This window comes from Staphylococcus massiliensis CCUG 55927 (assembly GCF_000298075.1).
In the GTDB taxonomy this organism is placed as follows: domain Bacteria; phylum Bacillota; class Bacilli; order Staphylococcales; family Staphylococcaceae; genus Staphylococcus; species Staphylococcus massiliensis.
Genome location: NZ_JH815593.1, coordinates 215,519 through 231,644, shown reverse-complemented (window position 1 = coordinate 231,644; position 16,126 = coordinate 215,519). Strand labels below are relative to the sequence as shown.

Annotated in this window: 13 protein-coding genes and 1 other RNA gene; 1 reads left to right on the top strand and 13 read right to left on the bottom strand. The window is 36.9% G+C overall.

Annotation, left to right across the window (positions count from 1 at the left end; translation table 11 throughout):
- Positions 1-408: 408 nt before the first annotated feature.
- From A33S_RS0101475 to cymR, 3 genes are all read right to left on the bottom strand, one after another.
- Positions 409-615, bottom strand: a complete 207-nt coding sequence (locus A33S_RS0101475) for a hypothetical protein (protein WP_009382647.1) — start codon at positions 613-615, stop codon at positions 409-411.
- Positions 616-652: 37 nt separating this feature from the next.
- A complete protein-coding gene (locus A33S_RS0101470) occupies positions 653-844 on the bottom strand; it encodes a CsbD family protein (RefSeq protein ID WP_009382649.1) in 192 nt (63 codons plus the stop codon).
- Positions 845-953: 109 nt separating this feature from the next.
- The gene (gene cymR, locus A33S_RS0101465; RefSeq protein ID WP_009382651.1) at positions 954-1,373 is read right to left on the bottom strand and encodes a cysteine metabolism transcriptional regulator CymR; all 420 of its coding nucleotides are present in this window, start codon (positions 1,371-1,373) and stop codon (positions 954-956) included.
- 91 nt (positions 1,374-1,464) lie between these two features.
- Between cymR and A33S_RS0101460 the strand changes: the two genes are divergently transcribed.
- Positions 1,465-2,736, top strand: a complete 1,272-nt coding sequence (locus tag A33S_RS0101460) for a replication-associated recombination protein A (protein WP_009382653.1) — start codon at positions 1,465-1,467, stop codon at positions 2,734-2,736.
- A gap of 239 nt (positions 2,737-2,975) precedes the next feature.
- On the opposite strand, the gene A33S_RS0101455 is transcribed toward A33S_RS0101460, so the two are convergent.
- The 10 genes from A33S_RS0101455 to secF all read right to left on the bottom strand — a co-directional run.
- On the bottom strand, positions 2,976-3,749 hold the full coding sequence (locus A33S_RS0101455; RefSeq protein WP_017176474.1) for a tRNA threonylcarbamoyladenosine dehydratase: 774 nt from the start codon (positions 3,747-3,749) through the stop codon (positions 2,976-2,978).
- 74 nt (positions 3,750-3,823) lie between these two features.
- A non-coding RNA gene (ssrS, locus tag A33S_RS11960) (6S RNA) lies at positions 3,824-4,017 on the bottom strand.
- 53 nt (positions 4,018-4,070) lie between these two features.
- Positions 4,071-5,834 carry an aspartate--tRNA ligase gene (aspS, locus tag A33S_RS0101450; protein WP_017176473.1) on the bottom strand — a complete coding sequence of 588 codons (1,764 nt, stop codon included), beginning with the start codon at positions 5,832-5,834 and terminating at the stop codon, positions 4,071-4,073.
- 12 nt (positions 5,835-5,846) lie between these two features.
- Positions 5,847-7,106, bottom strand: a complete 1,260-nt coding sequence (hisS, locus tag A33S_RS0101445) for a histidine--tRNA ligase (protein ID WP_009382656.1) — start codon at positions 7,104-7,106, stop codon at positions 5,847-5,849.
- A 540-nt stretch (positions 7,107-7,646) separates the two neighbouring features.
- On the bottom strand, positions 7,647-8,522 hold the full coding sequence (locus tag A33S_RS0101440) for an N-acetylmuramoyl-L-alanine amidase family protein (protein ID WP_009382657.1): 876 nt from the start codon (positions 8,520-8,522) through the stop codon (positions 7,647-7,649).
- The gene (gene dtd / locus A33S_RS0101435) at positions 8,519-8,971 is read right to left on the bottom strand and encodes a D-aminoacyl-tRNA deacylase (protein ID WP_009382658.1); all 453 of its coding nucleotides are present in this window, start codon (positions 8,969-8,971) and stop codon (positions 8,519-8,521) included. The genes A33S_RS0101440 and dtd overlap by 4 nt, the downstream gene beginning before the upstream one ends.
- 13 nt (positions 8,972-8,984) lie before the next feature.
- Entirely contained in the window at positions 8,985-11,174 is a 2,190-nt protein-coding gene (locus A33S_RS0101430) for a RelA/SpoT family protein (protein WP_009382659.1), read from the bottom strand.
- A gap of 407 nt (positions 11,175-11,581) precedes the next feature.
- Positions 11,582-12,103, bottom strand: a complete 522-nt coding sequence (locus A33S_RS0101425) for an adenine phosphoribosyltransferase (RefSeq protein WP_009382661.1) — start codon at positions 12,101-12,103, stop codon at positions 11,582-11,584.
- Positions 12,104-12,122: 19 nt separating this feature from the next.
- A complete protein-coding gene (gene recJ / locus A33S_RS0101420; RefSeq protein WP_009382662.1) occupies positions 12,123-14,396 on the bottom strand; it encodes a single-stranded-DNA-specific exonuclease RecJ in 2,274 nt (757 codons plus the stop codon).
- A gap of 155 nt (positions 14,397-14,551) precedes the next feature.
- Positions 14,552-16,126: protein translocase subunit SecF (gene secF / locus A33S_RS11525; protein WP_037556596.1), on the bottom strand; the 1,575-nt coding region annotated here is incomplete at its 5' end.

Here is a 16,126-nt window from a genome sequence, read left to right as displayed (position 1 = left end):
TTATCACGTTCTAACTTTCTTGATAAACTAAGGCCTCCCGTTTATCACGTTTCAACTTTCTTGATAAACCAAGCCCCTCCGTTTATCACGTTCTACTTTTCTTGATAAACCAAGCCCCTCCGTTTATCACGTTCTAACTTTCTTGATAAACCAAGCCCCTCCGTTTATCACGTTCTAACTTTCTTGATAAACCAAGGGCCTCCGTTTATCACATAACAACTTTCTTGATAAACCAAGGGCCTCCGTTTATCACGTTTCGACTTTCTTGATAAACCAAGGGCCTCCGTTTATCACGTTACAATTTTCATGATAAACCACCAACAATTCCAAGCCAAATCCAACCCAAATCCAAACCTTTAACAGACTAAAAGCTACAACGCATGTACATCGTTGTAGCTTCGTAAATACTTATGATTTGTCGCCAGTGAATTTATCGATAGCGTCTTTAGCTTGATCCATGAAGTTGCCGCCGCTCTTTTCATTATTTTCATTATTATCGTTATTGTCGTTATCGTTGTTTTCGTTATTCTCACCATTTTTGTTTTGGTACTCTTGGTATTTGTTATAAGCGTCTTCCGCTGTATCTTTAATTTTATCGAATTGTTCTTTATTCATAGTTAATCAGCCTTTCGTTAAATTCTATAGTTGATAATTATTTGTCGCTTTTGAAGTTATCAATAACATCATGTGCTTTATCTTTCACATCGTTTACAACTTCTTTAGCTTTACCAGACGTTTTATCTTCTTTACCTTCATTCTCTAAATCTTTATTATTCGTCATATTACCGATCGTTTCTTTAACGTTACCTTTAGTTTGCTCGAACTGATTGTTTTCTTCAGACATCTCACATTCTCCTTTCAAGGTTTTACTTGTCAATAACCTTAAAAGAGAGTTGTTAAACATCAATTCACGCGCGCATTATATAAATTATTTGTAAAATATTTACATTATTTTAAATGTAAAACATATACCCTTCTAATGCGTCTTTTTCTTGATAGTTAGCGAGGTATTTCAAAGTAGTTTCATCTAAAACTTCTTTGACAGCATCACGCATACGTAGCCAAAGTTGTTGTTGCGCAGGTGGCTCTGATTCAATACCTTCAACAATTGTAATTGGACCTTCAAGTAAGCGTATAATATCACCAGCTGTAATTTCTTCTGCTGGCGTACGTAATTGGTAGCCACCCTTTGCGCCTCTAACACTTTTTATTAAACCTGCGTTACGCAGTGGGCCCACAAGTTGTTCTAAATATAAATCACTTAAGCCATTTTCTTCAGCGATCGTTTTTAAAGACACACAACCTGAGCCTTCTTTTTTGGCTAAAGAAATCATAAGTGTTAAGCCATAACGCCCTTTTGTAGAAATTTTCATATTTTACCCTCTCTTAATTCTTCTTAATACGATTCATTCACATTTTATCATTTTTTACGTTAAGATAATAGTTAGAAAGGTGTGACATAAAGTGACGAATGAACCATTAGCATCTAGAATGCGACCAGAAACGATAGACGATATTATTTCACAAGGCCATCTTGTGGGAAAGAAAGGTATCATCCGACGTATGGTTGAGACCAAACGTCTATCATCTATGATATTTTTCGGCCCGCCAGGTATCGGTAAGACGAGTATCGCTAAAGCCATTGCGGGTAGTTCCAAATTTAAATTTAGACAGTTAAATGCTGTTACCAATACTAAAAAAGACATGCAGATGGTTGTGGATGAGGCTAAAATGTCAGGCCAAGTTATCTTATTACTTGATGAGATTCATCGACTTGATAAAGCAAAGCAAGACTTCTTGCTACCTCACTTAGAAGACGGTAAAATCGTGCTCATCGGTGCGACAACTTCGAACCCTTACCACGCGATAAACCCAGCCATTCGTTCGCGTGCTCAAATATTCGAGCTTTATCCACTAGATGAGGATGACGTTCGTGTTGCACTCAATCGTGCTTTAGAGGATTCCGACAAGGGACTTAAAAATTATAACCCTAAAGTAGACGACGATGCGTTAACGTACTTTATGACAAGTAGCCAAGGTGACGTGCGTAGTGCTCTTAACGCACTCGAACTTTCCGTGTTATCAGCTGATACTGATGATGATGGCTGTCGACATGTAACGTTATCTGACGCGAAAGATTGTCTTCAGAAGAGTGCTATTGTTAGTGATAAGGATGGCGATCATCATTATGATGTGATGAGTGCTTTTCAAAAGTCCATTAGAGGTAGCGATGTTGACGCTGCGCTCCATTACCTAGGCCGCTTAATCGAGGCTGGCGATTTACCAACGATTGCGAGACGTTTACTCGTCATCAGTTACGAAGATGTAGGACTTGCTTCACCTGGTGCCGCACAACGTACACTCGCTGCGATAGAATCAGCAGAGCGTCTCGGCTTTCCAGAAGCGCGAATCCCGCTCAGTCAGGCGGTTATCGAACTTAGTCTGTCACCTAAATCAAATTCGGCGATTAAGTCAATCGATGCTGCTTTATCTGATATTAGAAAAGGCCTCATCGGCCAAATTCCAGATCACCTTAAAGACGGTCATTACAAAGGAGCGAAAGATTTAGGTCGTGCTATTGGCTACAAATATCCGCATAATTATGATAATGGCTTCGTGCCTCAACAATATTTACCAGACAAGTTAAAGCACCGTTCATATTATCAACCAAAAGACACATCTAAAAGTGAACATCAATTTAAGACAATTTATGATAATTTAAAAAATAAATCTTAAGACGATGCCATTTCCTAAAGACACATCAATGCCATAAACATTAGCTCAAATCTTTACCACAATCTTAAATTAAATCCATAACCACTAATCTATACCATTAACTAAGATCATTTCCTGTAACTTAAAACCTTACCACAACCTTAAATTCAACCCATAACCACAAATCCATACCATAAACTTAAAGACGTGAGACACGCTATTCACAATGTGCTCACGTCTATTTCTTTATCAATAATCGTTCAACCTTTTCCGTCTTTAACACGGCGTACTGGAATATCTTTTAAAATATCATTTACGACATAACTTGCACAAATTAATCCTACTGTACTTGGTACGAATGCATTTGAAGACGGTGGCATTTGGGCTTTTCGGGTAGGCGCATTCTTATCACCCACAACTTCGTTGACGTCCTCACGAATAACGATCGGACTCTCATCAGAGAATACAACTTTAACACCCTTCTTAATACCATCCTTCTTGAGTTTCTGACGGATAATCTTTGCCATAGGATCGCTATGTGTCTTAGAAATATCAGCAATTTCAAAGCGGGTTGGATCAGTCTTGTTCGCAGCACCCATGCTTGAAATCATCTTGATATCACGACGGATACATTCTTTCATTAAGTGCACTTTATACATAATCGTGTCACTAGCGTCCACAATATAATCGATATCAAAATCTTGGAAGAAGTCCTCATACGTCTCTTCAGTATAAAACATATGAAGTGAAGTCACTTTACATTCTGGATTAATTAATTTAATTCGCTCTTCCATAAGGTTAACTTTACTTTGACCGATTGTCGTAGTTAACGCATGAATTTGGCGATTGACGTTTGTGATATCTACATCATCTTTATCTATTAATATGATATGGCCGATATTTGTTCTCGCGAGCGCTTCAGCAGCAAAAGAACCCACACCGCCTACACCAAGTATCGCAACTGTTTGTTCCTTTAGCTTATCGAGGCCTTCGCTACCATAGGCCAACTCATTTCTTGAAAATTGGTGTTTCATTGAACAGACTCCTTTAACACGTTTCAGTTTATAGCCTAAAAAAATACGCAAGACAATAAATGCCTTGCGTACCGATAGAATCCATAGTGCCGTAGTTTTATAAGTGCTTGATCATTTTGGCCTGCTAAATACAGGTGGGTGCCCTGTTTCTTAGTTTGCAAGTCCTCCTATAGAGACGTTTGCGCCGTAAGAAAACCTATTGGGCTCCCTGATCAGAGAGTGTTAGGTCAAAATACATAAAGCGAACTTACGAACACTTCAGACGGCTATCTTATACTTATATAATACCATAATTTTACGTATTGGCAAGTTTAACGTTTATTATTTAATGCGAAGTGATAACTCATCTAATTGACGTTCTGAAACTTCACCAGGTGCATCTGTTAATAAGCAAGATGCTGACGCTGTTTTAGGGAATGCGATTGTGTCACGTAAGTTAGAACGACCTGATAATAACATCACTAAACGGTCTAAACCTAAAGCGATACCGCCATGTGGTGGTGCACCGTATTTAAATGCTTCTAGTAAGAATCCGAATTGTTTTTGTGCTTCCTCTTCTGAAAAGCCTAATGCTTTAAACATTTGTGATTGGATATCACCATCATGAATTCTGATAGAACCGCCACCTAGCTCATAACCATTTAATACAACGTCATAGGCTTTTGCTTGAGCGTCCTCAGGATTTGAAGATAGTTTATCTAAGTCTTCATCTTTTGGCGCTGTGAATGGATGGTGCGCAGCTACATAACGATGTTCTTCATCGTCATATTCAAATAATGGCCAATCCATTACCCATAAGAAGTTTAATTGTTCTGGGTCGTAAAGTTCACGTTCTTTCGCAAGTTTCGTACGTAGCGCACCTAAACTTTGAGCTACTACATCTTTTTGGTCAGCAACAAAGAGTACTAAGTCTCCTGATTTCGCGTTTGTTAAAGCTTGAAGCTTTTCAACGTGGGGGTCCTCAAAGAAACGTGCAATCGGTCCACTTAAGCCATCATCTACTACTTTGACCCATGCTAAACCTTTAGCGCCATAAATGTTAACGAACTCTGTTAACGCATCGATATCTTTACGCGTGTAATCTTTCGCAGCATCTTCGACTACGATAGCTTTAACTTGGCCGCCGCTTTCAACAGCACCTTTGAATACTTTAAAGTCCATAATTTCACCAAGCTCTGACACATCTTGAAGTTCCATACCAAAGCGTGTATCAGGTTTATCTGAACCATAGCGTGCCATTGCTTCATCATATGTCATACGTGGGAATGGTGTCGTAATGTCTTTACCTTTCACGTCTTTAACAACTTGTTGCAGCATCTCTTCACCCATTTGAATCACGTCTTCTTGATCAACGAAGCTCATTTCGATATCGACTTGCGTAAATTCAGGTTGACGGTCAGCACGTAAGTCTTCGTCACGGAAACATTTTACGATTTGATAATAGCGATCAAGACCACTAATCATTAACAATTGTTTAAATAACTGCGGTGATTGAGGTAATGCGTAAAACTCACCGTCATGTACACGAGATGGTACTAAATAGTCACGTGCACCTTCTGGTGTTGATTTCGTAAGAATTGGCGTTTCAACGTCGAAGAATCCATTGTCATCTAAATAATTACGGAAAGAGCGCGTAATCTGTGAACGCATCTTCATTGTGTTCGCTAAACCTTCACGACGTAAATCTAAATAACGATATTTTAGACGAAGGTTTTCATCTACATTTAAATTGTCTTCATTAATCGCAAATGGTGGTGTTTGAGATTTATTGATAACTTTAATTGAAGAAACTCGTACTTCTACGTTACCTGTTTTAATTTTAGGGTTGATTGTTTCAGGGTCACGCTTTTTAACGATACCTTGAACTTCAACAACGTATTCTGAACGAATCGTTTCCGCAATTTCTAATGCCTCTTTTGAAAAGTCAGGGTTAAATACTGTCTGTACATAACCTTCACGGTCACGTAAGTCAATGAAGATTAAACCACCTAAGTCACGACGGTTATGCACCCAACCTTTTAAAGTTACTTCTTTATCTAATAGTGATTCTGTAACTAAACCACAATATGTTGTACGTTTTGACATTAATAACACTCCTTATTTTAAATGCGATACGAGCTCTGAAAGTTTAATAGATTGTTGCTCGCCTGTTTCCATAGTCTTAAGGTTAACTTCATCGTTATCAAGCTCTTGATCACCTAGTACAATTGTATAAGTAGCGTTTAAGCGATCCGCTTGTTTCATTTGGCCTTTTAACTTACGAGAAAGATAATCTTTATCTGCTTTAATATTATTTTTGCGACATGCGTCTAATAGTTTTACTGCATAAGTATCAGCACGTTCACCCATCGTCGCGATGAATAAGTCAAATTCATCATCTACAGGTAGTTCAATACCTTCTTCTTCAAGCGCAAGTAGTAAACGCTCGATACTTAACGCGAAACCAATACCTGTTTCCTTAGGTCCGTCAAGAAGCTCGAGTAGACCATTATAACGACCGCCACCACATAACGTTGTAATAGCACCGTCATAAGCTTCGTTATCCATCATGAGTTCGAATGCTGTGTGCGTATAATAATCTAATCCTCGAACTAAATTCGGATCTTCTTCATAAGGGATTTCAAGCACATCGAGTAATTCCTTAACCTTTTGGTAATACGCTTTTGAATAATCATTTAAGTAATCTGTAATCTTTGGTGCGTTTTGAACAGCTTCATGATTACGGTCTACTTTACAATCCAAGATACGCATTGGGTTAGAATCAATACGATTTTGACAATCGCTACAAAATTCGTGAATCACTGGCTTAAAGTGAGCTTGTAAAGCTTCGTAATACTCTTTACGAGATTCCATATCACCAATACTATTGATAACAAGCTTAAGTTTCTTTAAACCAAATGCTTGGTAAACATGCATCACTAGAGATAACACTTCAGCATCAATACTTGGATTCTCAGCACCAATAGCTTCAACACCGAATTGCGTAAACTGACGGTAACGCCCTTTTTGTTTACGTTCATAACGAAACATTGGCCCATTGTAATATAATTTGATTGGTTGATTAGGTTCACCTTGCATTTTATTTTCGATAAAGCTACGAACAACTGCAGCTGTACCTTCAGGACGAAGTGTTAAACTTCTGTCACCTTTATCTTTGAATGTATACATTTCCTTTTGCACAACATCAGTAGAATCACCAACACCGCGTGCGAACAATTCTGTACTTTCAAAAATCGGTGTACGAATTTCTTTATAATTGTAATATGTCATGAGTTCATCTAATTTATTTTCGATGTAACGCCATTTCTTTGTTTCTGTAGGCAAGATATCTTGAGTACCTCTAGGGATACGTATCATATCGGTCATCTCCTTAATGTGATTATAAGTAAGTGCGATTATTCATCTCTTAGTAGTTAAAGTATTTAATTCACCCTAATTTCCTTAACAGCATGCTTTCCTGAGGCGTGGCCGGAGCCTGTAGTCTCCGGACGCACGCTACTCCCCTAGGAGTCAGCTGTTAGGAAATTAGATAATTAAAGTTGTCATTTAGCAAAAACGTTTAAAAACTAAGAATTTTAAACTTCGAGTTTGAGTTTCATGCAATAAAAAAAGCCCCTTACATAGTACTTAACTATGTAAGGGACGAAATTTCCGTGTTGCCACCCTAATTAGTAATCAAATGATTACTCACTCGTAACGTGTAACGTACGTTGAACGGCCTTACTTTTTAATAAGACACCTCTTCTTGTGTTCCATAAATTAAATAGGAATTTGCGTTATCTTTCAGCCACGGATGAACGTCTCTTTAGCTATCACTATTTAACATGCAAGAATATTAACGGTTCATGTCTGTAATTAATTACAATCATAACTGCTTTTTGAATAAGTTGCAAGTACCTATTCCATAAAGTAATATTTTAAGCCATCTACAACTGCATGTTCAACAACGTGACGGTGTAATTTATCATTAATCATTTCTTCATCGGTAGGATTACTAATATAGCCAAGCTCAAGTAAAACAGCTGGTGTTTCTGTTTGTCTTAATACTTGGAAGTTTTGTTGACGCGCACCACGGTTACTTAGAACTGCTTTTTTCTGAATCGATTGGTTCAGAGTTTCAGCAAGAATTTCTTGTTGTTCATGGTACCAATATACAGTCGCGCCGTTAGCTTTAGGTGACTTAAGTGCGTCATTATGTATACTTAAGTACGCATCACCGTCAACTTTACGTTCCTCAAGGCTTACAAACTTATCCTCTTCACGCGTAAGCTCTACTTTAGCGCCTTCTTTTTCAAGTAGTTTCTTAAGTTCTTGTGCTGTTTTAAGTGTGATTGTCTTTTCTAAACTATGTGCTTTCGTACTACTTGCTGCACCTTGGTCACCACCACCATGACCTGGATCTAAGACAATGGTTTTACCTTTCAAAGGATGTTCATTCGGATTAACGTCTTCTTTAATACCTAAATCCGTATGCCAACCTGCTATCCAACCTTTACGTTTATCATCACCAGATTTAACTTCAACCCATTTACCTTTTTCACCTATAATTTCATAGGCTTCGCCTTTTTTAATTTGATAAAGCTCTGGGTATTGTGCGCCAGGACCTGATCTAATTTCAGCATCTTCTTTTAAAGAAAGTCGGTCATCATTTTTAAGATGATAAAACCCTAAGATCGCTAACAGTATTAAACCGAGTAAAAGCGCTAAAGCGAGAAGTAAAACAGGTACTGGTTTTAATCTTTTTTTCTTAAACCATGCGAGTAGTTTTTTCATTTTACTTTGCCATCCTGACTTTCAAATATGATTGTTACTGGACCATCATTGACGATATCAACAGTCATATCTTGCCCAAACGCACCTGTTTGAACAGGGATATCATATTGACTTAGAGATTCATTAAAATATTCATATAACGAATTAGCCTCTTCTGGCGACATTGCGTTCATAAAGCTAGGGCGATTGCCCTTATGTACATCTGCATACAACGTGAATTGCGAAATCGAAAGAATTTCACCCGACACGGCTTGTATGTTCAGATTCATTTTACCATTTTCATCTTCAAAAAGTCTGGTATTGGCTATCTTTCTTGCGAGCACCTCAGCATCCTCTTTTGTTGAATCCTTGCCAACACCAACTAGTAAACAGAAACCTTTTTGAATAGCATGTTCTTCTTTATCAAAAGAAACTTTAGCAGACTTTACTCTTTGTAAGACAATTCTCATGTAAGGTGCACTCCTAATTCCATACTCGTGTCACGGTGTAAACATCGCCAAGTTGTTTGATTCTATCTACGACTTTATAAACTTCATTCACATTTTTAACCATTATACTTAAGTTAATAACGGCATTTTTATCGATATCAGATTTACCTGAAACTTTAACTAAATTGCTTGTTGTACTATTCACTGCTTGTAAAACTTCATTTAAAAGACCATTACGATCATAAGCGTTAACCTCAAGATCAACTTGGTAACGCTGTGTTTCATCTTTAGATTTCACCCATTCAACCGCAATTAAACGATCCTTTTCATTACGAATATTCGGGCAATCACTTCGATGAACTTTGATACCATGACCTTTCGTGATATAACCTAGAATATCATCTCCAGGTATTGGATTACAACATTTAGACAGCTTAATTAAAACATTTTCAAGCCCTTCAACATAGACACCAGTGTCCGTTGTAATACTATCCTTAATCGGTATTGATTTACTCACTTCTTGAACGTCATTTAGCATCTTTTGCTTATCGATAATACGTTGCTTTTCAGAAAGTTTATTCACAACTTGTAACGACGTGATACCACCGAAACCGACAGCAGCATATAAGTCATCCTCATTCGAGAAGTTGTATTTCGCATTAACAATTTCGATGTTGGCTTCCGTTAGAATATCTTCAACACGATAACCTTGTTCTTTAATTTCCGCTTCAACCATAAATTTACCTTTTTCAATGTTTGATGAGCGGTCTTGCTTTTTGAAAAAGCTACGTATTTTACTCTTCGCACTTGAAGACTTCACAATCTTTAACCAGTCGCGGCTCGGACCGTAAGAATGTTTACTCGTACGAATTTCAACAATGTCACCAGTTTTCAAGACATAATCAATCGGCACGATCTTACCATTCACTTTAGCACCTATCATTTTATTACCAACTTCACTATGAATATTATAAGCAAAGTCTATAGGTACTGCGCCGTAAGGTAACTCTATGACGTCACTCTCAGGCGTAAACGCGTAAACTTTATCACTTTGAAGATCGAATTTAAGTGACTCAATAAATTCTTCTGCATCAGACGTCGTGTTATCCGTTTCAGCGATTTCTTTAAGCCAGCTTAATTTTTTTTGATAATCATCGTCTTCTTTCGTGATTTGCTTACCTTCTTTGTAAGCCCAATGTGCTGCAACACCATGTTCCGCAATTTCGTGCATTTCAAATGTACGAATTTGAATTTCAAGTGGGTCGCCATTAGGACCTACTACCGTTGTGTGTAAAGATTGATACATATTCTGTTTCGGCATCGCGATATAATCTTTGAAACGCCCCGGCATGGGTTTCCATAACGTGTGCACTAAGCCTAATACCGCGTAACAATCTTTAATAGAATTCACGATAACGCGTACTGCTAAGAGATCAAATATTTGTTCAAACTGCTTCTTCTGCTTCATCATTTTGCGATAGATACTATAAATATGCTTAGGACGTCCACTAATGTCTCCTGAAATCGACATAACATCCATTTCTTGGCGAATGTTTTTAATCGCATTTTGTATATAATCTTCACGCTCACTACGCTTTTTTTTCATCAGATTGACGATTCTAAAATATTGCATGTTATCAATGTAACGTAACGCAATATCTTCAAGCTCCCACTTAATCGTGTTAATACCTAAACGATGAGCGAGTGGCGCATATATTTCTAAAGTTTCCTTAGAAATACGCACTTGCTTTTCACGGGGCATTGCTTTTAAAGTACGCATATTATGTAAGCGGTCAGCAAGCTTAACTAAGATAACGCGAACGTCTTTCGCAATGGCGATAAACAATTTACGATGGTTCTCAGCTTGTTGCTCCTCTTTAGAGCGATATTTTACTTTCTTAAGTTTAGTAACACCGTCCACAATTCTAGCGATTTCTTCATTGAAGATACCTTTCACATCATCAAACGTATAAGATGTATCTTCAATTACGTCGTGTAAAAACCCTGCTACAATTGTAGGACCATCTAAGCGCATCTCAGTTAATATACCCGCTACTTGGATTGGATGCATAATAAATGGTAATCCGTTCTTACGGAACTGCCCTTCATGTGCCTCATATGCAATATGATAGCTCTTTAGAACATATTCATAATCTTCCTTACTTAAATATGTTTTAGCTGTATACAATACTTCATCAGCACTGTATGGATATTCATTATTCAAAAGGACACCCCCTACGAAAAGTTAATTTCTTCTATTTTACTATAAGTTTATACAGATTTAAATGTTCATGTTTCAATAGTTCTATAACCGAAAATGAATTAAATATATTTTACTTATAGATTTTATCCAATCTGATTTCTTGTTTTGAGTACATTATATAATAATTTCTTTTATTATTGAATTGTTTTTGGAATCTTATCGGTTTGATTACTCAAATATGTAAAAAAAGAGGTCTAAGACATAATAACCAATTCCCTTAAACAGCATGCTTTCCTGGGGCGTGGCCGGAGCCTGTAGTCTCCGGACTCACGCTACTCCCCTAGGAGTCAGCTGTTACGGGAAATGTACAAATAAAGCAATTATGCTCTATTGTTTAAATAATGTCCCAGCCTCAGTTAAATTATTTGTTATTCTTCTTCGTATGAGATTAAGCACATTGTGTCATAGTCCTTAATCTTCTCCATACCGTTTAAGTATTTTAATTCTATAATGAATGCGATACCCGCAACAATACCACCTTGTTCTTCAACTAAGTGAATGGCCGCTTCAATCGTACCGCCAGTAGCAAGTAAGTCATCAGTTATAAGTACACGTTGACCTGGTTTAATCGCATCTCTATGCATTGTTAACGTATTCGTACCATATTCAAGATTATATTCATATGAGATAACTTCTCTTGGAAGTTTACCTTCTTTACGAACAGGTGCGAATCCAATACCCATTGCGTAGGCAACTGGACAACCAATAATAAAACCACGTGCTTCTGGTCCAACTACAATATCTACTTCTTTTTCTTTCGCATACTTAACGATTTGATCTGTCGCATAACCGTACGCCTCACCGTTATCCATAATTGTAGTGATATCCTTAAAGTTGACGCCCTCTTTAGGCCAATTCGGTACTTCTGAAACATATTGTTTTAAATCCATGTTTGTGCCTCCCTAAAACTTATGCCAATTCATTTAATATCCATTTTTTTAATGAATCAAAATCCTGATAGAGTAAGTGTTTCTCAACCATTATGCGTTGTTCCCTTTTTTGATAAATCTTACTCGATTGAATATCCTTTTTCTCATTTAACGGAACGATTTCAATTATACCATTTTCCTCTTTAATAAACTGTAATTCGAGAAATACTTTTAATATAAATTTCAATTCATTTGGTTTAATTCTTAAATACTCACATAGCATCATGCCTTGATCTTCTAAGTTCACACGCTTCTTCGCATAAATAGCTTTATAACAATTTTTAAAGCTAGACATATGTGGCATACCATCAAAGTAAATGGATTGATGATGCTTTAAAATCAAATAGATTTGAGATACATTGTTTAATTTAAGCGTTGCCTTAAAGTCATCAAGCGTATTCGGTAAATCTCTAAACACGCATTTGTCATACTGCTTATCAATCGCTTCACCATAGTAGTAATAGTTGTCACCAAATTTGTCTTCGGAATCGTTAATGAAAAATGCGAGTTCATCTTCAATTTGTTTGAGCTGGTTTACTTTATTTTTACTACGATAATCGAGAACTTGAATATGATCACTTTTTAAATCTTCTAAGATGACTTGAGGATTTTTATTACCATTCCATTCGTTAGCTTGTAGTTTACCTATAAAGCTTAGTGACTCATCTGTCATCATTTCTTGCGACAGTTGACCTTGGTTCCAAAATAGTGCTTGAATAGAACGTTCACCTAGCGTTAACTTAAGATGACGCTTTTCTTGTCCGATTGCTTTTGAATCACGAATGCGAATATTATTAATACGTATAAGTGGTGCATTAAAATCAGTTCCGAATGGACGTAAACGTTCGATATCTTGAATATTTTCCACTGTGATATCTGATTCTTCTAACTCTATATCAACGGTTTTCTTTGGTGATAAATCATATTGCTGACTGAGCTTTTGAACATAGGCGTCTAATGCCGCTTCAAGTTCATCAATGTTCTCAATCGGTAATGTCATGCCGGCAGCCATGTGGTGACCACCAAACTTAGAAATTAACGATTGATTCTCTGATAAGCAATCAAACATGGATACTTGTTCAATACTTCTAGCTGAACCTTTCGCGTGGTTTTGGTCAATATCTATATTTAATATGAGCGTAGGTAAGTTATACATTTCAACGATGCGTGAGGCTACAATTCCGAGTACGCCCTCATGCCAACCTTCTTGGGCTAACAGAATAAACTTTCTGCCTGACTGAACCTTTTCTTCAGCAATAACAGAAGCCTCATCATAAATAGACTGGACGACATCTTTACGTTCAACATTATAGGCATCCACTTGTTCTGCTAGAAAACTTGCTTCTTCGATATCTTCAGTCATAAGTAATTCAAGCGCTAAACTCGCATCATCTAATCGACCTACAGCATTTAAACGTGGTCCTATAATAAAACCAATCGTTTCCTCGTTGATATCATCCTTATAATTCGCTTGATTTAATAGCGCTTCAATAGCTACAGGGCAATGTTGATTCAGTACTTCAAGCCCCTTTTGCACAATGGCACGGTTTTCATCGGTTAATGATACGAGGTCCGCAATCGTACCTATTGCTGCTAAAGCTAAGAAGGACTGAGGTGGATGATCAATGAGTGCTTGAGCAACCTTATAAGCAACACCAGCTCCACATAGATACTTGAATGGATAATTAAATGATTCATGCATTGGGTGCACAATAGCAAAAGCATTTGGCAATGTCTCACCGATTTCATGGTGATCTGTAACGATTACATCTACACCTAATTCTTGAATCATGTCAATTTCATCGTGACCTTGAATCCCGTTATCGACCGTTATGATTAAGTTTACGCCTTCTTCATAAGCCTGCATAAAGGCATCTTTATTAGGTCCATATCCTTCAGTAAAACGGTTTGGTATGTAATAACCCACTTCAGCACCTAAAGAACTTAAAGTTTTAACCATAATCGTTGTTGAAGTGACACCGTCAGCATCATAATCACCATAGACGAGTATCTTTTCATCGGACTCTATCGCTTCGTTAATGCGTTCGACAGCCTTGTCCATATCACTCATTAGAGTTGGCGCGTGGTCTATATCTTTAGATTTGAACAAAGCATTAATCGAATCAGCATCCGTAATATGTTTGCTTTCAAGTACTTTCTTAACGATTGGTGTTAAGTTTAATGACGTACTCACTTCATCAGGTATTTGATTGTCCGTAAATTTTGTATCCCAAACAAACTTAGATTTAATCATAATCAATTCCTCATTTCCACAAGTCATTATATCGAACTATTCACCAAATCAAAAGTAAGTACTTTAAATTAGCACGACAAACTAGATATTTAAAGTCCTTTTCAAGAAAAAAGGAGCTAAGACATTAACATGTCTTAACTCCTAAATTGCATCTATTAAACGAGAATTTTCTCTTCGTTTGATCGTTTTTCTTCGTGTACGACAAGTTTATGATTATCTGTCTTCTTAAGTTGACGTTTTTTCATGATACCCCATAATGGAACGGCAATGAAGATAGATGAGAAGACACCTGAGATTAAGCCAATTAATAACGCTAATGCGAAATTAAAGATACTTGAAGCACCAAAGATTAATAATGTTATAACTACGATTACTACAGTGAGAACTGTACTAATTGAACGTGTCATCGTTTGTCTAATTGAGCTGTTAACGATATCGTCGATTTGTTTTTCCTTCGTAATGACTTTAACTTTACGTAAGTTTTCACGAACCCTGTCGAACGTTACAATCGTATCGTTAATTGAATAACCAATAATCGTAAGTACAGCTGCAATGAATGTAATATCAACTTCTAATCTGAATAAACTAAATACAGCTATAATCATGAACGCATCGTGAAGTAAAGAAATGATGGATGCGATACCCATACGCCATTCGAATCGTAATGAGATGTAGATAATCATACCGATTGATGCGTAAAGTAACGCCATGAGTGCGTTTTTAGCAAGTTCTTGACCAATTACTGGTGATACCTTACTTACTGTTGGCGTTGCATCATATTCTTTTTTCATCTTAGATTTAATCTTAGCTTCTTCGTCTTTCGTTAAATCTTTCTTAAATTGCATTTTAACGTTGGCCTTTTCACCATCAGACACTGAAAGCTGATCAGGTTTAAGATCAAGATCTTTCATTTGCTTCTCAATCTTATCTTGTTTGATTGCTTTGTCAGATTGCATGCTGACTTGAGTACCACTTGTAAAATCAATGCCTAAATTTAACTTGAAGATAAATAAGATAATAGCACCGATTAAAATCACGATACCACTAAGCGCAAATAATGGTTTAGCAAGTTTCATAAAGTTAATTTTATCGTAAGGTGTTTTTAAATCATGGATGTCATATCCTTCACCAATATCATGTTGTGACTTCTTGTTGACACCAAACAGGCCTGGCTTTTTCTTGAAGAAGTTTGAATAAACAAGTAGTGACATTAGAATACGTGTTAAAAGCACCGCTGTTATGAAACTCATCAGAATCGCTAATAATAACATTGTAGCGAAACCTTTAACTGAACTTTCACCGAATACGAAAAGTACGCCTGCTGCAAGTACTGTTGTTAAGTTGGCATCGATAATCGTAATAAAGGAGCTCTTATTCGCACGTTTATAAGCTTGTTTTAATGTCCTACCGATTCGTAATTCATCTTTGATACGTTCGTACATGATGATGTTCGCATCTACTGCCATACCAACACCAAGTACTAACGCTGCAATACCTGGTAATGTAAGTACACCAGAGATAAAGTTAAATGCGACTAATGTTAAGTATACATATGTTGTTAACGTGATAATCGCGATTAAGCCTGGTAGGCGATAGAAGAACAACATAAATAAGAAGATAAGTCCGATACCAATTAATGACGCGAATACTGTCTTTTTAAGTGCATCTTGACCGAACTGAGCACCAACTGATGTAGAGTAAATTTCATCTAATTTAACTGGAAGTGAACC